Here is a 21,905-nt window from a genome sequence, read left to right as displayed (position 1 = left end):
TAAATGTGGTCATCCGGTCCAGCCGAGGCCGGCGGAAATGCAGTTGATCGAAAGCAGCAGCGCGTTGACGGCGCGCTTGGGGTTGGCGGTGGCGCCGTCCTGGGCGCGAACTTCGCGCAGCAGCTGCACCTGCAGCCGGTGGATCGAGTCCATCTGCGGACGGATGCGGTCGAAGTGGCGCTTGAAAGCGGGAAACCGCTCGGACAGCTTGAGCCCGCCATTGACTTCGGAGATCATCCGTCGCGTCAGGGCGTATTCGGCCGAGATCTTGCGGAAGATACGCTCGCCAACTTCCCGGTCCTGCACCAGCCCCGCATACAGGCAGCCGATGTCCATGTCGGTCTGGTAGAGACCCTTGTCGACTTCGTCGACGACGAGGTGGAAGAAGCGCGAGCGCTCGAACATCTGCCTGAGCAGTTCCAGCCCGGCATCGCCGCGCACGTTGACGAACGAGTTCAGCGCGCTGCCGATGCCATACCAGTTGGTCATCAGATGACGATTCTGGCTCCAGGCGAAGACCCATGGAATGGCGCGCAGGTCGGAGATGTCGCGCGCGCCGAAACGGCGCGCCGGGCGCGAGCCGATCTTCAGCAACGACAGCTCCTCGACCGGGCTCGCCTGGTTGAAATAGTCGATGAAGCCCGGCTCGTTGATCAGGCCCGAATAGGACGCCTGCGACATGCCGGTCAGCGCTTCGAGCGCCTCGCTGAACTCGGGATTGTCCTTCAGCTCGGCCTCGTTCTGCGACTTGACCGAATGGGCAAAGACGCTCGCAGCGAGAATTTCCAGCTGGTAGAGGCCGGTGCCGCGATTGGCGAATTTCGACGACACGACCTCGCCCTGCTCGGTGACGCGCATGGCGCCGCCGATGGTTCCTGCCGGTTGTGCCGCAATGGCCCGTCCGGTCGGTGCGCCGCCGCGGCTGACCGAACCGCCGCGCCCATGGAAGAAGCTGATCTTGACCTTGCGCTTGATGCCAAGCGCCGTGATGCGGCGTTGCGCCTTGTTCAGCTCCCAGTTGGAGGCCAGGAAGCCGCCATCCTTGTTGGAGTCCGAATAGCCGAGCATGACCTCCTGGGCGTTGCCGAAATCGCGCACCGAACGGCGAACGATGGAAACGCCGAACAGCTGGTCGAGGATTTCGGGGGCGGCGCGCAGGTCGGCGATGGTTTCGAACAGCGGCACGACGCGAAGGGCAATGGTTCCGCTCCCGTCCATGGCCGTCGCAAGCCCCGAATACTGGGCCAGGAGGTAGACCGCCAGCAGGTCGTCGCTGGAGCGTGTCATCGACAAGATGAAGGCGCCGACCGCCCCGCCATTGAGCCCGGCGGAGGATTTGCGGATGACGTCGAACAGGTCGAGAAGCTCCTGCGCTTCCTCCGACAGTGCCAGCCGGTCCACCTCCAGTTGCTCGCCGGAGTTCAGAGCTGCTCGGATGCGCGCCGTCCATTGCGGCGTGTCGGGCGCCGGTGCGGTGGCCGGGTCGGCCAGTTTGAACAGTTCGCCGAGCACGCGATTGACGACAGTGGAATTCTGCCTGATGTCGAGCGAAACGGTACGGAAGCCGAAGGTCTCGACCTGCTGGCGCAAGGGCCGCACGAAACGCCTGGCGATAAGCTTGCCGCCAAGCTGCGCGAGCACGTTTTCAAGTTCGCGAAGGTCAGCCTTGAAGGCATCCGAGCGGGCATAGGGCTTGGCCGACGCCTCGCCGCGCATTGCCTCGAGCCGGTCGAGCATGGCGCCGGCAAACTGGCGCAGCGGCTCGTCCGGATTGCGCGCCACGATCTCGGAAGCGTTGCCGCTGCGATGCAAGGCATGGCCGAGCGCCTTGGTGAAGGTCTCCGGCACGTTGACCACGTTGGCGCTGATGCTGAGCACGGTGACCAGCTTGCGCACCTGCCCGATGTACCAGCCGACGACCGCCTGGCGGCACTCGTTGAGCGCGTAGGCGGTGGTCTTGGCGGTGACGTTGGGATTGCCGTCGCGATCGCCGCCGATCCATGACGCATAGCGCATGAATGACGGCACCTTGACGTCATGCTTCGGGTAGTGACGCGCCAGGGCGTCTTCGACGCTGTCGTAGAGCTTGGGGGTCGCCTCGAAGATCACTTCGCGGAAGAAATGCAGGCCCCAGGCGATCTCGCGCTCGACCGAGGGCCGCTCGAGCCGCAATTCGCCCGACATCCAGAGCAGCTCGATCTCGCTCTTGAGGTCGTCGATCAGCTGTTCACGCTCACGTGGCGCCCAGCGCTGCTGTTCCAACTCGGTCAGCTTGCGGTAGATGCGGCGGTGGATCTCAAGGACGGTGACGCGCTTGGCCTCGGTGGGATGCGCCGTCATGGTCGGCCCTACGCTGAACCCGTCGAGGGTGGCCTGGATCTCCTCGGCCGGGTAGCCGGCGGCGGCGATCTCGCCGATCACATTGGAGAAGGAACCGATGACATCGTCGGCGCCGCCCATCTGCTCCAGTTCGCGGCGCGAGCGCATGGCCAGCAGTTCGTTGGCGATCGCCACCAGTTGGAACCAGATGCCGGTCGCCTGCAACGCTGAAATCCGATGTTCGGCGACGAGTTCGTCCAGGCTGACGCGTCCGGTCAGCACGTCCGCGAGGCTGGGTTCACGTTCGCTGACGACAGAAACCAGCAACCTGAACAACAGGCTGCGCACGTCCTCGCGAAAGCTGAGAGGTCTGCTCTCCTGCAAAGCGACACCCGATCATCTTGTGTTGCTCCGGGTGCCGCACAACCGTGCCAGCCATCCCGAAATGCTGTTTTTCCGACAGCGAGCAGAACGGGTTTCCGTCACTTTGAAAACGCCCGGATGGGTAGATTTCCCATTCGTTCGGGTGGTCACTTCACTGGCCGAACGATGATCGAAAAGCTGCAATTCGGCTGCATGCAAACAAGTTGCCCGCAGGCATTGATCCAGCACGTTTTGCAGTGGACGAGTTTTAACTCTTGTGCAAATATCTTGCATGATAGGCAAATACGGGAGGTGCAACGAAGTGGAGCCCAGTATCGTAGTACGCATCGCCGCAGCACGATCAATCAGAGCTTGAAGAGGAACACGCACATGCACAAAGTGCTGCCGGAACTCTATGAGGGCCACGCCCCCATCACCCTCCAGAACGCCTTCCATGACGCGCTCGAGGCGCTGGAGGAATGGAAGGAAGGCAACGAGGAACCTCTCGTGGCGGTGGAAGCCCTGAACGTCCCCATCAGCCACGTCTTTGCTCGCATGAGCGCGTGCACCGACCTGCTGCCGCTCAGAACGCGCGACGTCCTCGAAACCATCGTTGACAAAGGCTCGTTCCGCGCCTCGGGCGGCTCTCTCTATGCCGACGGCGCCAAGCTGGTCATGCCGATCTGTGTCGAACGGCTGACGCTGTCCTTGTTGCGTCCGACGGCATCAGCGATCCAGCTGCGCAAGGCCTGCGTCGAGGCCTGATCGCTCTCAACAGCGACCTGCAACGCCGCGTGCGCCTTGCGCCGCGGCTTTTGTCGTTTCTAGCGCATCGGCCCGAAAATCGGACCCGATTTTCGGAAAGCACGATGCGCCAACTCAGCAAGTTAGAGCGTCTGGTCATCGCCGACAAAAATAACCCCGCCGGAATGGCGGGGTTATGTCTTGATGCGGCAATTCACGATGGCGTGTCAGGCAGCGCGGGTGCTCGATGTATCGACGCCATATTCCAGTGAGGAGTCCACGATGGTGTGCCACAGGCTGTCGGCGAAGCTGGTGAACACCAGCATGGCGTAGACAGCTTGCCCATCGGCGCCATCGGCTTCGCGCCAGAGATTGACCGCTGTGTGGTCGACCGAGGTGTTCGCCGCGGTTCCGACCGGAAACACGTCGCCGTGCAGGTCGAGCGACGAGAACTTGGCGATGGCGTCACGCGCGCGCGGCCCGGTCATCCGGATCAGGCAGCGGCCGTCCGACTGCTCGGACAGCGAGGCGCTGCCGGCAAAGGCCTTGCTCATCGCGTCGAGCTGGGACGCTTCGTCGGCACGCGGCGCAAACACGGTGAACTGGTCGGGGCCCGACCACACCAGCGTCGCCGACTTGCCGAAAGCGGCCTTCGGGCTGTTCGGCGGTTCGATGCCGAACAGCTTCTTGGCCGCCTTGGCGGTGTCCGCCGCCTTGCCGCGGCGCGCCATGACCTGGACCAGCACGATGTTGCGAACCTCTGTCAGGACGACGCCCGCCTGCAGTGCGGGGACGCCGTGATGACCGGCGACAAGCGCCCTTTGCAGCGGCGATTGGGTGTTCCAGGAAAAATCAGCCACGCTGGCGCACTCCCTCGGGATCGTAGAAGACTGGGTTGCAGATCTCGGCTTCGTAGTCCTCGTTGCGCAACGGATCGTGGATGCGGACGATTTCGCCTGAGCGCTCGCGGCCACGCTCCACCAAGCCGAGTCCGATCCACTGCTGGAGCATCGGCGAGTAGCAGACCGAGGTGACATAACCCTGATCGGTGTCCGGCCCGGGGATAGCTCCCCTCGGGACGACATGCGCGCCCGAGCGCAGGCGACGTTTGGCGTCGAGCGGCTTGATGCCGACCACCACCTGGCGGTCCGGCGCCGTCAGCGCCTCGCGGCCGGCCATGACGCGGCCGATGAAGTCCTTCTTCTTCGACATCATCTTGCCGAGTCCGAGGTCGTCCGCCGTCGTCGTGCCGTTCAGTTCGGGACCGGCCACGTGGCCCTTTTCGATACGCATCACACCGAGCGCTTCAGTGCCGTAGGGCGTAACGCCGAACGGCTTGCCGGCGATCATCAGGTTCTCGGCCATCGCCGCGCCGTAGCGCGCCGGAACCGAGATTTCGAAAGCGATCTCGCCGGAGAACGAAATGCGGAACAGGCGGGCGGTGACGCCGCCACGCAGCTTGACTTCGCGAGCCCCCATGAACGGGAAGCCCTCGTTGGACATGTCTTCGCTGGGATCGACCAGCGCCTGCAGCAGCTTGCGCGTGTTGGGTCCGGCGATGGAGAACTGCGCCCACTGGTCCGAGGCCGACGACAACTGCACGTCGAGTTCGGGCCACAGCACCTGGCGGCAGAATTCGAGATGCGCCATCACGGGTCCGGCCTTGGCCGTCGTGGTGGTCAGGAAGTAGTGGTCCTCGGCCAGGCGCGACGTCGTGCCGTCATCCATCACGATGCCGTCTTCGCGCAGCATCAGGCCGTATCGCGCCTTGCCGACCGCCAGCGATGAGAAGGCGTTGATATAGACCCGGTCGAGGAAGGTGCCGGCATCCGCGCCGCGCACATCGACCTTGCCGAGCGTCGTGACGTCGCAGAAGCCGACGCCGTTGCGCACGGCAAGCACTTCGCGCGTCACCGATTCCAGCCAATCCTTCTCGCCCGGCTGCGGATACCATTGCGCGCGCTTCCACAGGCCCGTATCGACGAATACCGCGCCGCGTGCCGCGGCCCAGTGATGCGACGGGGTCAGCCGCCAGGCATGGAAGTTCTCGTCGCGGTGGTGGCCGGCGAGCGCGCCGATCGCCACTGGCGAATAGGGCGGGCGGTAGATCGTCGTGCCGGTCTGCGGAATGCTGCGGCCGGTGGCTTCGGCCATGATGGCGAGGCCGGTGATGTTGGAGGTCTTGCCCTGGTCGGTCGCCATGCCAAGCGTGGTGTAGCGCTTGAGATGCTCGACGCTCTCAAAACCTTCGCGCTGCGCCAGCGTCACGTCGGATGCGGTGACGTCGTGCTGGAAGTCGACGAAGGCCTTGCCCTTGGCCTTGACCTGCCACAGCGGCGAGATCGCGTAGACCTCGTCGCCGGCTTCCGATGCCTCGCCGGCATTGCCGGAAGCGCCGCATTGGGCAGCCGCCGCCGCACCGGCGGCATGGCCGTCGCGCAGGCAGGCGCCGAGCGAAAACTCGCCACGCGCGGCACCCGCCATGACCATGCCATTCGGCGCCTCGCCGGGAATGAACGCGGCAATGTCGTCACGCCACACCGGCTTGCCGCGATGGAAGCACGACAGGCCGACATTGGGGTTCCAGCCGCCTGAAACGGCAAGGCAGTCGGCCTCGATCTGCTGCGTGCGGCCATTGCTGTCGGTGACGACAACACCGCGCACGCCGTCGACGCCACCCTTGACGTCCGAGACGCCGCCCGAAAGCACGCGCAGGTCTGACAGTTCAGCCACCGCCTGGTATTCCGCCGGCACCTTGCCGCGAGGGTCGATGACCGCAGTGATATCTCCGCCGGCCTGCTGGATTGCCTCGACAGTGCGCCAGCCGTCGTCGTTGTTGGTGAACAGCGCCACCTTGCGTCCCGGCATGGCCGCGAAGCGATTGACATAGGTGCGAACGGCGGACGCCATCATCACGCCCGGACGGTCGTTGCCCGGGAAGACGATCGGCCGCTCGATGGCGCCGGCGGTGACGACCGAACGCTTGGCGACGATGCGCCAGAGGCGCTGGCGGACCTGGTGCGGACCCGGCACCGGGACATGGTCGTTGACGCGTTCGAGCGCCGCATAGACGCCGCCGTCATAGACTCCGAACAAGGCGGTTCGGACCATCATGCGAACATTCGGAAGCGAGGCGAGTTCGTCGGTCGTGCGCCGCACCCACTCCTCGGCATGCATGCCGTCGATCTCGCCGCCGTCGCTGAGCAGGCGGCCGCCGAGGCGGCTGTCTTCCTCGACGAGGATGACGCGTGACCCGGCGCGGCCAGCCGCGAGCGCCGCCGACAGACCAGCGGGACCGGCGCCGACCACCAGCACGTCGCAATGCGCCCAGGCCTTGTCGTAATGATCGGGATCGGGCAGTTCGGCACTCTTGCCGAGACCGGCGGCGCGGCGGATCAGCGGCTCATAGATCGCTTCCCAGAACTTCGCCGGCCACATGAACGTCTTATAGTAGAAACCAGCGACGAAGATCGGCGAGAACAGCTGGTTGATCGACAGGAAGTCGCGGCGCAGCGACGGCCAGCGGTTCTGGCTCTGGGCGATCAGCCCATCGTAGAGTTCCTGCGTGGTGGCGCGCGTGTTCGGCTCCTTGCGGGCACCGGTGCGCATTTCGACCAGCGCGCTCGGCTCTTCCGATCCGGCGGTGATGATGCCGCGCGGGCGGTGGTACTTGAACGACCGCGCCACCAGCTTGACGCCGTTGGCGATCAGCGCCGAGGCCAGCGTGTCGCCGGCAAAGCCGGTCATGCTCTTGCCGTCGAAGGAAAACTCGAGCGGCGCCTTGCGATCGATCAGGCCGCCGCTGCGCAACCGATGCGACTGCGTCGCCGCCGCTGCGTTGCCGCGCGCATTGGTGTTGCCTTCCATGGTCGCTGTCCTGCCGAGCGGTTCTGTTTGGGAATAGCCCGACATGGTCACTCTCCTGCCTGCACCGGTCTGGACGCGCCCACACCGGGCGCCGCCGTCACCGATTTGAATTCGTGCGTCACCGTGTTGCGCTCGGCGATCAGCCAGGAGCGGCAACCGCCGCCGTGGTACCAGTACTCGCGCATGACGCCGGCGACGTTGTCGCGCAGGTAGACGTAATCATGAAAAGCGTCTTCGACGCATTCGGGGCTTTCGCCGCCGTCGGCAGCGAAGTTGGGCCGCTTGGGCGAGGCGTCGCCGAGATAGGTGAACTCGCCGTTCTCGCGTTCGCCGCAGAAAGGACATGCAATACGCATTCCGCCAGTCTCGCTTTCAGTGCAGGTTGGGTTGGGCGCCCTGGCCCTTTTCGTCGATCATCGCGCCGCGGCGGAACCGGTCCAGCCGGAAGCGCGCGGCTTCGGGGTGCGGCTCGTCGCGGGCCAGCAGATGGGCGAAGACGAGGCCGGAAGCAGGTGTCGCCTTGAAGCCGCCGTAGCACCAGCCGGCATTGAGATAGAGGCCGTCGATCGGGGTCTTGTCGATAATCGGCGTGCCGTCCATCGACATGTCCATGATGCCACCCCACTGGCGCAGCATGCGGACGCGGCCGATCATCGGCATGACCGCCATGCCGCCTTCGCAGACATCCTCGATGACAGGCATGTTGCCGCGCTGGGCATAGCTGTTGTAACCGTCGAGGTCGCCGCCGAAGACCAGGCCGCCCTTGTCGGACTGGCTGATGTAGAAGTGGCCGGCGCCGAAGGTGATGACGCCGGGGATCAGCGGCTTGATCGCCTCGGAGACGAAGGCCTGCAGCACGTGGCTTTCGATCGGCAGCTTCATGCCCGCCATCGCAGCGACGCGCGAGGTGTTGCCGGCGACCGCCATGCCGACCTTGCCGGCGCTGATCTTGCCGCGCGACGTCTCGACGCCGGTGATCTTGCCATTGTGGTCGCACACGAAGCCGGTGACTTCGCAATTCTGGATGATGTCGACGCCGCGCTGGTCGGCGGCGCGGGCATAACCCCACACCACGGCATCGTGGCGGGCGGTGCCGCCGCGGCGCTGCATCAGGCCGCCCATGATCGGGAAGCGCGGGCTGTCGTAATTGAGGAACGGCAGTTCCTTGCGGATCTGCACGGCGTCGAGCAGTTCGGCGTCGATGCCGTTGATGCGCATGGTGTTGCCGCGGCGGGCAAAGGCGTCGCGCTGGGCATCGGAATGGTACAGGTTGATGATGCCGCGCTGGCTGACCATCGCGTTGTAGTTGAGGTCCTGCTCCATGCGTTCCCACAGCTTCATCGACATCTCGTAGAAGCCGGTGTTGCCGGGAAGGCCGTAGTTGGAACGGATGATGGTGGTGTTGCGGCCGGCGTTGCCGGAGCCGATCCAGCCCTTTTCCAGCACCGCGACGTTGCGGATGCCGTACTCGTTGGCGAGGAAATAGGCAGTCGCCAGTCCGTGGCCGCCGCCGCCGACGATGATCACGTCATAATGGCTCTTTGGCGCCGGATCGCGCCACGCCCGGGTCCAGCCCTTGTGGCCGGACAATGCAGCCTTGGCGAGTGAGAAGATCGAATATTTCATCGCGTGTGTTCCGGCGAAATTTGACAAATGTCTGGCCGGCGCCCGACCTGATGGCCGGGCGCTGGGCCGTCGCTGGCGTCTTAGACGTCCAGCGTGTGGTCGCGTTCCCACTGGGTGAAGTGCGACGCGTAGGAGTTCCACTCCTGGTTCTTCAGCTTGATGTAGGCGGCGGAGAAATCCTCGCCCATCGCAGCCTTCAGTTCGCTGTCCTCGTCATAGGCCCGCAGCGCGTCAAGCAGGTTGAGCGGCAGCTTGGCGCCGTGCGTGACCGTATGTCCATCGCGGTACATGTCGACGTCGCTGCGCGGGCCGGGATCGGCCTTCGAGCGAATGCCCGAGAGGCCGGCCGCGATGATGATGGCCTGCATCAGGTACGGGTTGGCAGCGCCGTCTGGCAAACGCAGCTCGAAGCGGCCGGGGCCGGGCACGCGCACCATGTGGGTGCGGTTGTTGCCGGTCCAGGTCACCGTGTTCGGCGCCCAGGTCGCGCCCGAGATGGTGCGCGGGGCGTTGATGCGCTTGTACGAGTTGACGGTCGGATTACAGATCGCGGCGAGCGCCGACGCATGCTTCATGATGCCGCCGAGGAAATGGCGGCCCTTTTCCGACAGGCCGAGCTCCATGCTCTTGTCGGCGAAGGCGTTCGACTTGCCGGCGAGATCCCATACCGAGATATGCGCATGGCAGCCCGAACCGGTCAGTCCCTGGAACGGCTTGGGCATGAAGGTTGCGCGCAGACCGTGCTTTTCGGCGATCGAGCGAACCATGAACTTGAAGAACGAGTGCTTGTCGGCGGTCTGGAGAACGTCGTCATACTCCCAGTTCATCTCGAACTGGCCGTTCGCGTCTTCATGGTCGTTCTGGTAGGGCTTCCAGCCGAGGTCGAGCATCGCGTCGCAGATCTCGGCGATGACGTCGAAACGGCGCATCACCGCCTGCTGGTCGTAGCAGGACTTGGCCGCGGTGTCGTACTCGTCGGCGATCTGGTTGCCATCGGGTGTCGTCAGGAAGAACTCCGGCTCGACGCCGGTCTTGACCCGCATGCCTTCCTTGGCGGCTTCGGCGACGAGGCGCTTCAGCGTGTTGCGCGGCGCCTGGGCCACGCCCTTGCCTTCCATCAGGCAGTCCGAAGCGAGCCATGCCACTTCGGGGCGCCACGGCAGCTGGATCACCGAGGTCGGGTCCGGCACGGCCAGCATGTCGGGGTGGGCTGGCGTCAGGTCCAGCCACGTGGCGAAGCCGGCAAAGCCGGCTCCTTCCTTCTGCATGTCCGATATGGCCTGTGCGGGTACCAGCTTCGCGCGCTGGCCACCGAACAGGTCCGTATACGAGACCATGAAGTACCTGATGTTGCGAGCTCTTGCGAACTCCCTGAGATCAGTCACCTCCGACTGATCCGTTTTGGCTTCAAAGGCCGTACCCATATGAATTGCTCCTCCCAATCCGTTGGTTTTAAAAGGCACCCTTCCCAGGTACCCAGCTCGTTCCCGCTAGCGGCACGCCAGCCATGGCTGCTGCTTCGATCGAAAGAGCGCAGAGATCCTCAGGCTCGAGATTGTGCAGGTGATTCTTGCCGCAGGCACGGGCGATGGTCTGTGCCTCGAGCGTCATGACCTTCAGGTAATTCGCCAGTCGGCGACCAGCAGCGATCGGATCGACGCGCTTCATCAGCTCGGGATCCTGCGTGGTGATGCCGGCCGGGTCCTTGCCCTCGTGCCAGTCGTCGTAAGCGCCGGCGGTTGTGCCGAGCTTCTGGTATTCTTCCTCCCAACGCGGGTCGTTGTCGCCGAGAGCGATGAGAGCCGCAGTACCGATGGATACTGCATCGGCGCCGAGGGCGAGTGCTTTGGCCACGTCGGCACCATTGCGTATGCCACCGGAGACGATCAGCTGAACCTTGCGGTGCATGCCGAGGTCCTGGAGCGCCTTCACTGCCGGACGGATGCAGGCGAGCGTCGGCTGGCCGACATGCTCGATGAACACTTCCTGCGTCGCGGCGGTGCCGCCCTGCATGCCGTCGAGCACGACGACGTCGGCGCCGGCCTTAACCGCAAGCGCGGTGTCGTAGTAGGGGCGCGCGCCACCGACCTTGACGTAGATCGGCTTTTCCCAGTCGGTGATCTCGCGGATTTCGAGGATCTTGATCTCGAGATCGTCGGGACCGGTCCAGTCGGGGTGACGGCAGGCCGAGCGCTGGTCGATACCCTTGGGCAGGGTGCGCATCTCGGCGACGCGGTCGGAGATCTTCTGGCCCAGAAGCATGCCGCCGCCGCCCGGCTTTGCGCCCTGGCCGACAACGATTTCGATGGCGTCGGCGCGGCGCAGGTCACGCGGGTTCATGCCGTAGCGCGACGGCAGGTATTGATAGACCAACTGCTTGGAGTGGCCGCGCTCTTCCTCGGTCATGCCGCCGTCGCCAGTGGTCGTCGAGGTGCCGGACAGCGTTGCGCCGCGGCCAAGCGCTTCCTTGGCCGGGCCAGACAGCGAGCCGAAGCTCATGCCGGCGACGGTGATCGGAATCTTCAGCTCGATCGGCTTCTTGGCGAAACGCGTACCCAGCACGACAGAGGTGTCGCACTTTTCGCGGTAGCCTTCGAGCGGATAGCGCGAGATCGAGGCGCCGAGGAACAAGAGGTCGTCGAAATGCGGGACCTTGCGCTTGGCGCCCGAGCCGCGGATGTCGTAGATGCCCGTCGCTGCGGCGCGACGGATTTCGGACATCGCGTATTCATCGAACGTGGCCGACTTACGTGGCGTCGTCGGAGGATTGTGATAGCTCATTTTGTTCCTCAGTAAGCGTCGGCGTTGTCGATGTTGAAGTTGTAGAGCGTACGCGCCGAACCATAGCGCGAAAACTCCTCCGGCTTGACGTCGGTGATGCCGGCGCGGTCGAGCAGGTCCTTCAGGATGGCGATGTGCTCGGGGCGCATCTCCTTCTTGATGCAGTCGGCGCCGAGGCTCTTGACCGAGCCGCGCACGAACAGGCGGGCTTCGTAGATCGAGTCGCCCAGCGCATCGCCGGCGTCTCCGAGCACGACGAGGTTGCCCGACTGGGCCATGAAGGCCGACATGTGGCCGATGTTGCCACGCACGACGATATTGATGCCCTTCATCGAGATTCCGCAGCGCGACGAGGCGTTGCCTTCGATGACCAGCAGTCCGCCTTTGCCGGTAGCACCGGCATACTGGCTGGCGTCACCCTTCACGATGATCGTGCCCGACATCATGTTTTCGCCGACGCCGGGGCCGGCCGAACCGTGCACCGTGATGGTGCTGAGCTGGTTCATGCCGCCGCAGTAGTAGCCGACCGATCCCTGCACATCGATCGAGATCGGATGCTCGGCGCCAACGGCCACCGCATGGCTGCCCTTGGGGTTGAGAACTTCCCAGTTCGGTTCGGTGGACGCGTCCGTAACCTGGTGCAGCGCCTGGTTGAACTCACGCAGCGTGTTCTTCGAAAGATCGAACACCTTGGGCGTGTAGTTGACCTGGTGCAGCGGGGACGTCGCAAGATTTGTTGAATGCATAATCTTAGTGCTCCCAGAAGTAGACGGTGGACGGCTCGGGCTCCCACACCCTGGCGTCTTCGATGCCAGGCAGATTGGCGAGGGCGCGATATTCGGAACCGAAGGCGACATACTGGTCGGTCTCGGCCATGACGGCGGGCTTGCAGGAGATCGGGTCACGGACGACGCCGAAGCCATTCTTGGTGCCGACGACGAAGGTGAAGAAGCCGTCTAGGTCGTTGAGGCTGCTTTCCAGCGCCTCGCCGAGATTCTGGCCATGGGCGATCTTCGACGACAGGTAGGCTGCCGCCACTTCGGTGTCGTTTTCGGTCTCGAAGCGCATGCCGTCGCGGATCAGCTCGCGGCGCAGGTTGTTGTGGTTCGACAGCGAGCCGTTGTGCACCAGGCACTGGTCGGGACCGGTCGAGAAAGGATGGGCGCCGAGCGTGGTGACGGCGGATTCGGTGGCCATGCGGGTATGGCCGATGCCGTGGCTGCCGCCCATCGAGGTTACGTCGAAGCGCTTCACCACTTCGACCGGCAGGCCGACTTCCTTGTAGATTTCGATCGCTTCGCCGGCGCCCATGACACGGACGTCGGGGCGCAGCTCGGCAAGTGCCACGCGCGCTTCCGCCACCTTGTCGGTCGGCACGTCGAGCACGGCATGGGTGGACTTCACAGTCGACGAAACCTTGGCGCCGATCTTCTTGCCGAGTTCGGCGTCGAGACCCTTGAAATCCGAGTCCGGGTTGGCCGACTGGATGGTGACCTTGGCATGACCCTTGGTGCCGCCGCCGTAGATGGCGATGCCCGCGCTGTCGGGGCCGCGATCGGTCATGGTTACCAGCATTTCAGACAGAAGGGCGCCGAGTTGCGGCTCCAACGACTTGTCCTTCAAAAAGAGTCCTACAATTCCGCACATCCCAGTTTCCTCACCTGATTGGCTGCCTGTGACAAAAGCTAGCAGGTTCCCGAACCCAATTCAACTCACATGAATTTTTTATTCCTGTAGAAAAACACTGGGCGGGTGCTCGACCCGAGGCGGCGCCTCGCCGGGATTCCGCAATGGTTTCCGCAGTCCGGCGGCGAGAAGCACGGCAGACATTGCAAACGATATCGGGAATTTGAGCGCCGACGCCAAAAAGCCGGCCCAACGGTTGGGCCAGCGCTCATAAAACCATGACTGCAGATGGATCGGGCGGGCGATAGCGCCCTGCCCTGTCGCTAGACTATCAGTCGCCGCCGCGGCCGCGCGGGTAGGAGATGATCGACAGATACTTGATCGGCAGACGGGTCAGTTCTTCGGGGCCGTGCGGAGCGTCGGCATCGAAGAACAGGCTGTCGCCCGCGGTCATGCGGTAGAGGTTGTTGCTGTGGCGATAGACCACCTCGCCTTCCAGCATGTAGAGAAATTCCATGCCGTCGTGCTGGAAGGTCGGGAAGACGTCCGAGTCTTCACTGAGAGTGATGAGGTAGGGCTCGACCGTCACGCCCGACGTGTCGGAGCCGATGTGGCCGAGCAGCGTGTATTGGTGGCCGGCGCGGGTCCCCCGGCGTTCGACGTCGACGCCCTCGCCCGCCTTGACGAAAACCGCGTTGCGCTCTTCTTCGAAGCGCTTGAAGAAAGCCGTCAGCGGCACGCCCAGGGCGCGCGACAGCGCCTGGAGCGTGGTCAGCGACGGCGAGGTGATGCCGTTTTCGATCTTCGACAGCATGCCGAGCGAAATGTCTGTGGTGGCGGCAAGGTCGGCGACGGTGATGCCGAGCTTCTTGCGGAAAGCGCGGACCTCGTGGCCGATGGCCACCTCCAGCACCTTTTCACGGGTGTCGCGGGTGGCATGCGGATCCTGGGTCAGCGGTGAAACGCGCGCCAGGGCTGCCTTGGCCGCACCACTGGTCACGGCAGCCGGGCCAGCGTTGCCGTTCTTCTTTGCCGATGCCGCCTTTTCCTTCGCCATGCCTACCTCGTTGAATCTATTTCACCGAGAGTAAACATTTCTCACGATTTTCACAACAGTCGCGGCAACAATGTCGTGGACAGCCGGCCGGCCTGAATCGGCCCGCGGCGCGGCGTATCAAGCCTTGCACGGGACATCCCGAATCCACGCCAGAACGATCTCGGTGAACACCGCGACGGCGCCGACGTGGTGCAGCCGTCACCCTCGTCCGAGCGAAAGCTCGCGCGTTCGCAGCATCAGGCTTCGGCGATGCAATCGCAGACTATTCAAATATCCTTCACAACAGAGACTTGCGGGTCACTGCATCAGCAGGATTTGCAGATCGGCGACGTTGGTGCCGGTGGCTCCGGTCATCAGCAGGTCGCCCGATGTTTCCAGCGCGTGGTAGGAATCGTTGTTCTCCAGCAGCGCCACCGGATTGCAGCCGAGCTTGCGCATCCAGGCCGTCGAGCCCGGATCGACGATGCCGCCGGCGGCATCGGTGGGGCCGTCGCGGCCGTCGGTACCGCCGCTGAGAAACACCCATGGGCGCTTGATCGAGGTCCATTCGTTGAGCAATGCGAAGCGCAGCGCGAGCTCCTGGTTGCGGCCGCCGATCCCGTTGCCGGCGACGCGCACCGTCGGCTCACCCCCGGCGACGATGGCAACCGGGCCGCGCTGGCTCGACGCAAAGATCGCCATGCGATGCAGGGTCTCCGCCACGTCGGAGACATCTCCGCTCAGCCAGTCATCCGCCTTGACCACCACCGGATAATCGGCGCCGGCGCTGTCCATCACCTGCTGCAGGCTGATGCCATTGGATCCGACGATGACGTTTTCGACATGCGCGAAGCTCGTCTCCGGTCCGCGCAGCGAGAGATTGTCGATATGGCCACGAAGGGTGGCGGGCAATCTATCGTACAGGCCGTAGCGCGAAATGATGCCGAGCGCGTCGGAAGCGCTGGCGGACGGCCGGGCGGTTGGCCCGCTGGCGATGATGCCGACATCGTCGCCCGGCACATCGGACAGGATCAACGACAGCACCTTCGCGCCGGATGCAAGCTGTGCCAGCCGGCCGCCTTTCAGTCGCGAGAACTGCTGGCGCACGGCGTTGATCTCGTTGATCTCGGCGCCGCAGCGGATGAGCGCGCTGTTGAGCGCGATCTTGTCGGCCAGCGATACGCCGGGCGCCGGCGCACAGATCAGGGCGGAACCGCCGCCGCTGACCAGCACCAGCACCAGGTCGCCCGCTGCAGCCGAACGCGCAGCACGCTCGATGGCGTATGCGCCAGCGATGCTGCCTTCGTCGGGCAACGGGTGGCCGCCGGCAATGACATCGACACCGTCGATAGCGGCCACGTTTTCGCTATTGGTGACCGCACAGGCGATATGCAGCTTGCCGCCAACGTAGGGTAGAGCCGCGCGGGCCATCGGGCACGCCGCCTTGCCGAGGGCGATCAGGATGACACGGTTTGCCGCCGCGATTTCGCCGACCCGGCTTTCGAGCGCCGCGATCACCGCCCGCTCGGGATCCGATGCAGCCACGCCTTCCCGAAACAGGCTGACTGCCTGTTCACGGAGCATGGTCACAGCGGGAGCCGAGCGGTCGAGGATCATCACACCACCTTGTCTGGCAAAGCGCGGCCTTCGAAGAAGGCGGTCAGGTTGTCGACCGCCTTCATGCCCATGGCGACGCGCGTTTCTTCAGTCGCGCTGCCCAGATGCGGCAGCAACACGACGTTCTGCATTTCGATCAAAGCGGAGGGCACATCGGGTTCGCCGTCATAGACGTCGAGGCCGGCGCCGGCGATCTGGCCTTCGCGCAATGCGGCCACCAGGGCCTTCTGGTCGACCACGTCGCCGCGTGCCGTGTTGATGAGGAAGGCGCCGCGCTTCATCGCGCCAAGCCGGTCGGCGTCGATGAGGTGACGGTTCTCGGCCCCGCCGGGGCAATGCAGCGACACGAAGTCGGCCGCCGCCAGCACCTCCTCGATGCTGCTGAGCTGGCGCGCGCCCATGGCACGGGTTTCCGCGTCGTCGACCTTCGAGCGGTTGTAGAAGACGACGTCCATGTCGAAGCCGAAATGGGCGCGCCTGGCCATCGCCTTGCCGATACGGCCCATGCCGATGATGCCGATGGTCTTGCCAGTCACCTTGGTGCCGATCATGTGGGTCGGGCACCAGCCAGCCCACTGGCCGGCGCGCAGCTGGCGCTCGCCCTCGCCGGCGCGCCGGGCGACGGAAAGCAGCAGGCTCATGCCGATGTCGGCGGTACAGTCGGTCAGCACGCCCGGCGTGTTGGTGACAGCGATGCCGCGAGCCTTGGCGGCGGCGATGTCGATATGGCTGAAGCCGACGCCGAAATTGGCGAGAATCTGCGTACGGATCTCGGCATCCGGGAACACCGCAGCCGGCAGCTTGTCGCTGACGGTCGGCAGGATGGCGTCAAAATTCAGAAACGCGGCCTTGAGTTCGGTCAGGCCCAAGGGGGCATCGCCCTTGTTGAAGGTCGTGTCAAACCGTTCAGCAAGAACTTGCTCGACTGCCGCAGGCCAGCGCCGCGTGACGATTACGCGAGGTTTCATGGTCATTTCCCAGTCTCATTTCGAAGCGTCGCGGGCCGGATGGCCGCGCCAGGACGCCCAGCATTCGCATATTGCGCCCCGTGCCAAGTCACAATCGTGGACGACTTGGCGGTCCGGGGCCGAAAATTGGGGGAGCCGACCGGGGCCAGCTCCCCCAGAAGGCCGGGTCAGGCGGCCTTCTTCTGCTGCTCGAGGACACCGGCGACGGTCGGGCCAAAGGCGGCCGGGGTCGGCACGATCGTCACGCCTGCCTCGCGCAGGATCTCGACCTTTTCCTGGGCGGACTCGCCGAAGGCCGAAATGATGGCGCCGGCATGGCCCATGCGCTTGCCCTTCGGCGCCGACAGGCCAGCGATGTAGGCGATCAGCGGCTTGCGCATGTTGTGCCTGGCCCATTCGGCGGCTTCGGCTTCCTGCGGACCGCCGATCTCGCCGATCATGACAACGGCATCGGTGTCGGGATCATCCTCGAACAGCTTGAGGATGTCCTTGAACGACGAACCATTGATCGGGTCGCCGCCAATGCCGACCGAGGTCGACACGCCGATGCCGAGCGCCTTCATCTGCGAGGCGGCCTCATAGCCGAGCGTTCCCGAACGGCCGACGATGCCGACCCGGCCCGGCAGGTAGATGTTGCCGGGCATGATGCCCATCAGCGCCTGTCCGGGCGTGATGACGCCGGCGCAGTTGGGGCCGACGAGACGCATGCGGTCCTCGTAGCGGAAGCGACGCATGTAGCGCTTGACCCGCATCATGTCCTGAGAGGGAATGCCGTCGGTGATGCAGACGCAAAGCTTCAGGCCGGCTTCGGCCGCTTCCATGATCGAGTCGGCCGCAAAGGGCGGCGGCACGAAGACGATGGAGGCTTCGGCGCCTGTTTCGCGCACCGCGCCCCGGACGGTGTTGAAGACCGGGATGCCCTGGTGAACCTGCCCACCCTTGCCGGGGGTCACGCCGCCGACCACGTTGGTGCCGTAGCGCTTCATGTCATCGGCATGGAACGAGCCGATCTTGCCGGTGAGGCCCTGGACGATGACGCGCGTCCGGCGGTTCAAGAGTACTGCCATTTCGACCTCCCCTCAGTTCTTCTTCGACTTGGAATAGGCACGCATTGCCTCGACAGACTTCTCGGCCGCTTCAGCCAGCGTCTCGGCGACGATCACTTTTTCGCCGGACTCGGCGAGGATGCGACGGCCCTCCTCGACGTTGGTTCCGGCAAGGCGGACGACCAGCGGCACCTTCACCCCGACCTCGCGGATAGCCTTGATGACGCCCTCGGCAACCCAGTCGCAGCGGTTGATACCGGCGAAGATGTTGACAAGGATGGTGTCGACATTCTTGTCGGCGAGCACGGCTCGGAAAGCCTTGGCAACACGCTCTGGCGAGGCGCCGCCGCCGATATCAAGGAAGTTCGCCGGCTCGCCGCCCGACAGTTTGATCATGTCCATCGTCGCCATGGCGAGGCCGGCGCCATTGATGATGCAGCCGATATTGCCGTCGAGGCCGACATAGGACAGGCCGCGGTCGCTGGCGAAGGTTTCACGCGGATCTTCCTGCGACTTGTCGCGCAACTCCGAGATTTCGGCGCGGCGGAACAGCGCATTTTCGTCGAACGACATCTTGGCGTCGAGCGCGATCAGGTTGCCGTCCTTGGTGACGACGAGCGGGTTGATCTCCAGCATCGAGGCGTCGAAATCACGGAACACGCGGTAGCAGCCGAGCAGCGTATCGACGGCCTTGCCGATCAGGCTGTTTTCCAGCCCGAGGCCGAAGGCGATCTCGCGGGCCTGGAACTGCTGCATGCCGGCGCCCGGGTCGACGATGGCGCGGATGATCGAATCCGGCTGCTTTTCGGCGATCTCCTCGATCTCCATGCCGCCCGAGGCTGAGGCCACGATCATGACGCGCTCGGACTTACGGTCGAGCACGATGCCGAGATAGAGTTCCTGGCGGATGTCGACGGTTTCCTCGACATAGAGGCGCGACACCAGCTTGCCCCTGGGGCCGGTCTGGTTTGTCACGAGCTTGCGGCCAAGCATGGACTCGGCTGCATCGGAGACTTCGTTGTCGGTGCTGCAGATGCGGATGCCGCCGGCCTTGCCGCGTGCGCCCGAATGGATCTGCGCCTTGACCACCCACTTGCCGCCACCGATTTCGCTGGCGCGATAGGTCGCCTGTTCGGGACTGTAGGCAAGGCCGCCGCGCGGGATCTGCACCGAGTAGCGCGAGAGCAGTTCCTTGGCCTGGTATTCATGAATATCCATGTCGCACTCCTCCTCAGTTCGGCAGGCTCGTGCGCGACCGCGCCGACTGCTCGATTGCCTCGTGCATGACCAGCACGTTGCGCGCCATGCGCTCCGACGCTGCGTCGATCATCTTGCCGTCGAGGGCAGCGGCGCCCTTGCCCTGCTCCTCGGCTTCCTTCAGCACCTCGATGATGCGGCGGGCGCGGGTGACTTCCTTTTCCGGTGGCGAAAACACCGCATTCGCCAGCTCGATCTGCGAGGGGTGGATAGCCCACTTGCCCTCGATGCCGAGTGCTGCCGCTCGCTTGGCCGCGGCAATGTAGGCCTCCGGATCGGAGAAGTCGCCGAAGGGTCCGTCGATCGGGCGCAGTCCGTAGGCGCGGCAGGCGACCGTCATGCGCGACAGGGCGGCGTGCCACTGGTCGCCGGGATAGTCGGGGTTGAGGCCGCCGATGCTGACGGTGCGCGCCTTGCAGCTGGCGGCGTAGTCGGCGACGCCGAAATGCATCGCCTCGAGCCGGCCGCCATAGGCGGCGATCGCCTCGACATTGGCCATGCCAAGTGCGGTCTCGATCAGGGCTTCGAGGCCGACACGGGTCTTGAAACCCTTTGCCATCTCGATCTGGCTGACCATGGCGTCGACCGTGTAGAGATCGGCGGGGACGCCGACCTTCGGCACCAGGATGGTGTCGAGCTTGTCGCCGGCCTGTTCCATCACGTCGACCACGTCGCGGTACATATAGTGGGTGTCGAGGCCGTTGATGCGGACCGAGATGGTCTTGCCCTTGGCGCGCCAATCGATCTCGTTCAGCGCCTGGATGATGTTCTTCCGCGCCCGCTCCTTGTCAGGCGGCGCCACCGCATCCTCGATGTCGAGGAAGATGTAGTCGGCGTCGCCGTCGGCAGCCTTGCGGATCATCTCCGGGTTGGAGCCGGGGACTGCCAGTTCCGAGCGCTGCAAGCGCAGCTTGCGCAGATGGTGGAGAGTATGGCTCATGCGATCCTCCCTCAGGCCGCTTTGGCGACGGCTGGCTGAGCCGACAGGCGATAGTGCTCGAGGGCGGCGCCCACGCCGGAACCCGGCTGCACCTTCACGCCGACGTCGCGCAGCGCCATTTCGGCGGCCGAGATCGCGCCGCACATCATCACTTCGTTGACCCAGCCGAGATGGCCGATGCGGAACACCTTGCCGGCGACCTTGTTGAGACCGACGCCGAGCGAGACCTGGTAGCCATGGTAGGCGCGGCGCACGACCTCGGCGCTGTCGATGCCCTCAGGCACCAGGATGGCGCTGACCGTATCGGAGTTCCACTTGGGTTCCTTGGCGCAAACCTTCAGGCCCCAGGCGTCGACCGCCTTGCGCACGCCCGTTGCCAGACGGTTGTGGCGCTCGAAGATGTTGTCGAGGCCTTCCTCCTGGATCAGGTCGAGGGCAGCGCGCAGGCCGCGCAGCAACTGCACCGCCGGCGTGTATGGGAAATAGCCGGTGTCGTTGGCACGAATCTGGTCCTCGAAGGAGAAGTAGCAGCGGCTGAACTTGGCGGTCCTGGCAGCGTTGAGCGCCTTCTGGCTGACCGACAGGAAGCCGAGGCCGGGCGGCAGCATGAAGCCCTTCTGCGAGCCTGACACAGCGCAGTCGACGCCCCACTCTTCCTGGCGGAAGTCGATCGAGCCAACCGACGACACGCCGTCGACGAACAGCAGCGCCGGGTGCTTGGCGGTGTTCAGTGCTGCGCGAACCGCGCCGACATCGCTGGTGACGCCGGTTGCGGTTTCATTGTGGGTGACGAAGACCGCCTTGATGCGGTGCTCCTTGTCCTTGGCGAGACGCTCGGCGTAGATCTCGACCGGAACGCCCGTGCCCCATTCGGCGTCCACCACGTCAACGTCGAGGCCGAAGCGCTCGGCCATGTCGACCCACAGATGCGAGAACTGGCCAAAGCGCGACATCAGCACGCGGTCGCCGGGGCTCAAGGTGTTGGTGATCGCCGACTCCCAGGCACCGGTTCCCGACGATGGGAAGATGAAGGCGCGGCCGGTCTCGTTGCGGAAGACCTTCATCAGGTCGGTGAACAGGCCACGCGTGAAAGCAGGATAATCCGGCGCGCGCATGTCCTCCATCGGCATGTTCATAGCCTGCCGGACCGTCTCCGGAACGTTGGTCGGTCCTGGAACAAAGAGCTGATTGAAGCCGGCCATGAAAAGTCCTCCCGAAGACTGTTGCGGCGTAGTGCCTGTCTGTGGCTTTCGGGAAGATGATCGGTTTTGCCCCCGACCCTCACAACACCTGTCGGGATAGATTCGCGGACCTTTGGGCGTTGGCCCGCACCTACTCGTTAAGAGGTGCAGGCAACCCTTCGGATAGGCCTGAGCCTACCCGATACCTGGTGAATGGCAGGCAACGAACTCCACCTGATGCGGTCAGGCCGGAACCGCCAGCGCTGTGCAGCACAGGTCGACCCCATGCGGCTCGTTCCTGCGGAGATGTCAGCTACCGTTGGCCGTCGCTGCGCCCAGATGGAGTGTATCCATCGGAGCCACTCTAGACGTTTGGCCGACGGAAGAGCTGGCCTTGGTGACCTAGTTGTGAGCTTTCAGGAGGTTGTCCATTCGGACCGGACCGAGGAGACTGGAGTTACCAAGCTACAGCACTCTCCGGAGGGTCCGAATGAACATCCACAAGAATGCCCGCCTCACGCCGCTGCGTCGAGA

General features: G+C 64.5%; 17 protein-coding genes. 1 reads left to right on the top strand and 16 read right to left on the bottom strand.

Going from position 1 to position 21,905, the window contains the following annotated elements:
• Positions 1-9: 9 nt before the first annotated feature.
• Positions 10-2,703 (bottom strand): phosphoenolpyruvate carboxylase, encoded by a 2,694-nt coding sequence (locus PCJ21_RS17960; RefSeq protein WP_269932800.1) that lies wholly within the window; start codon positions 2,701-2,703, stop codon positions 10-12.
• Positions 2,704-3,072: 369 nt separating this feature from the next.
• Here PCJ21_RS17960 and PCJ21_RS17955 point away from each other — a divergent pair, with 369 nt between their 5' ends.
• Positions 3,073-3,447 (top strand): hypothetical protein, encoded by a 375-nt coding sequence (locus PCJ21_RS17955; RefSeq protein WP_269932799.1) that lies wholly within the window; start codon positions 3,073-3,075, stop codon positions 3,445-3,447.
• A 206-nt stretch (positions 3,448-3,653) separates the two neighbouring features.
• Here PCJ21_RS17955 and PCJ21_RS17950 read toward each other — a convergent pair whose 3' ends face one another.
• From PCJ21_RS17950 to PCJ21_RS17880, 15 genes are all read right to left on the bottom strand, one after another.
• A complete protein-coding gene (locus PCJ21_RS17950) occupies positions 3,654-4,286 on the bottom strand; it encodes a sarcosine oxidase subunit gamma (protein WP_269932798.1) in 633 nt (210 codons plus the stop codon).
• A complete protein-coding gene (locus tag PCJ21_RS17945) occupies positions 4,279-7,293 on the bottom strand; it encodes a sarcosine oxidase subunit alpha family protein (RefSeq protein ID WP_269932967.1) in 3,015 nt (1,004 codons plus the stop codon). The genes PCJ21_RS17950 and PCJ21_RS17945 overlap by 8 nt, the downstream gene beginning before the upstream one ends.
• 47 nt (positions 7,294-7,340) lie before the next feature.
• On the bottom strand, positions 7,341-7,649 hold the full coding sequence (locus PCJ21_RS17940; RefSeq protein WP_269932797.1) for a sarcosine oxidase subunit delta: 309 nt from the start codon (positions 7,647-7,649) through the stop codon (positions 7,341-7,343).
• Positions 7,650-7,665: 16 nt separating this feature from the next.
• Positions 7,666-8,919, bottom strand: coding sequence for a sarcosine oxidase subunit beta family protein (locus PCJ21_RS17935; RefSeq protein WP_269932796.1), 1,254 nt, complete (start codon positions 8,917-8,919; stop codon positions 7,666-7,668).
• 80 nt (positions 8,920-8,999) lie between these two features.
• Positions 9,000-10,343 carry a type III glutamate--ammonia ligase gene (gene glnT, locus PCJ21_RS17930; RefSeq protein ID WP_269932795.1) on the bottom strand — a complete coding sequence of 448 codons (1,344 nt, stop codon included), beginning with the start codon at positions 10,341-10,343 and terminating at the stop codon, positions 9,000-9,002.
• 28 nt (positions 10,344-10,371) lie between these two features.
• Positions 10,372-11,700, bottom strand: coding sequence for an FMN-binding glutamate synthase family protein (locus tag PCJ21_RS17925; RefSeq protein ID WP_269932794.1), 1,329 nt, complete (start codon positions 11,698-11,700; stop codon positions 10,372-10,374).
• A gap of 8 nt (positions 11,701-11,708) precedes the next feature.
• On the bottom strand, positions 11,709-12,446 hold the full coding sequence (locus tag PCJ21_RS17920; RefSeq protein WP_269932793.1) for a GXGXG domain-containing protein: 738 nt from the start codon (positions 12,444-12,446) through the stop codon (positions 11,709-11,711).
• A 4-nt stretch (positions 12,447-12,450) separates the two neighbouring features.
• Positions 12,451-13,347: a class II glutamine amidotransferase gene (locus PCJ21_RS17915; protein WP_269932792.1), complete on the bottom strand. Its 897-nt coding sequence runs from the start codon at positions 13,345-13,347 to the stop codon at positions 12,451-12,453.
• A 310-nt stretch (positions 13,348-13,657) separates the two neighbouring features.
• Positions 13,658-14,383, bottom strand: coding sequence for a helix-turn-helix domain-containing protein (locus PCJ21_RS17910; protein ID WP_269932791.1), 726 nt, complete (start codon positions 14,381-14,383; stop codon positions 13,658-13,660).
• Positions 14,384-14,680: 297 nt separating this feature from the next.
• The gene (locus PCJ21_RS17905; protein WP_269932790.1) at positions 14,681-15,979 is read right to left on the bottom strand and encodes a glycerate kinase type-2 family protein; all 1,299 of its coding nucleotides are present in this window, start codon (positions 15,977-15,979) and stop codon (positions 14,681-14,683) included.
• The gene (locus tag PCJ21_RS17900) at positions 15,979-16,953 is read right to left on the bottom strand and encodes a 2-hydroxyacid dehydrogenase (protein ID WP_269932789.1); all 975 of its coding nucleotides are present in this window, start codon (positions 16,951-16,953) and stop codon (positions 15,979-15,981) included. The genes PCJ21_RS17905 and PCJ21_RS17900 overlap by 1 nt, the downstream gene beginning before the upstream one ends.
• Before the next feature lie 161 nt (positions 16,954-17,114).
• Positions 17,115-18,014: a succinate--CoA ligase subunit alpha gene (sucD, locus tag PCJ21_RS17895; protein WP_018430922.1), complete on the bottom strand. Its 900-nt coding sequence runs from the start codon at positions 18,012-18,014 to the stop codon at positions 17,115-17,117.
• A gap of 12 nt (positions 18,015-18,026) precedes the next feature.
• The gene (locus PCJ21_RS17890; protein ID WP_269932788.1) at positions 18,027-19,211 is read right to left on the bottom strand and encodes a malate--CoA ligase subunit beta; all 1,185 of its coding nucleotides are present in this window, start codon (positions 19,209-19,211) and stop codon (positions 18,027-18,029) included.
• Positions 19,212-19,224: 13 nt separating this feature from the next.
• Complete coding sequence (locus PCJ21_RS17885) at positions 19,225-20,190, bottom strand: HpcH/HpaI aldolase/citrate lyase family protein (protein WP_269932787.1); 966 nt, start codon at positions 20,188-20,190, stop codon at positions 19,225-19,227.
• Between the two features lie 11 nt (positions 20,191-20,201).
• A complete protein-coding gene (locus PCJ21_RS17880; protein ID WP_269932786.1) occupies positions 20,202-21,392 on the bottom strand; it encodes an aminotransferase class V-fold PLP-dependent enzyme in 1,191 nt (396 codons plus the stop codon).
• Positions 21,393-21,905 lie beyond the last annotated feature (513 nt).

The organism is Aminobacter sp. HY435 (assembly GCF_027568395.1).
In the GTDB taxonomy this organism is placed as follows: Bacteria; Pseudomonadota; Alphaproteobacteria; order Rhizobiales; family Rhizobiaceae; genus Aminobacter.
The sequence above is the reverse complement of the archived record's forward strand: the minus strand, read 5'-3'. Positions and strand labels throughout refer to the sequence as shown.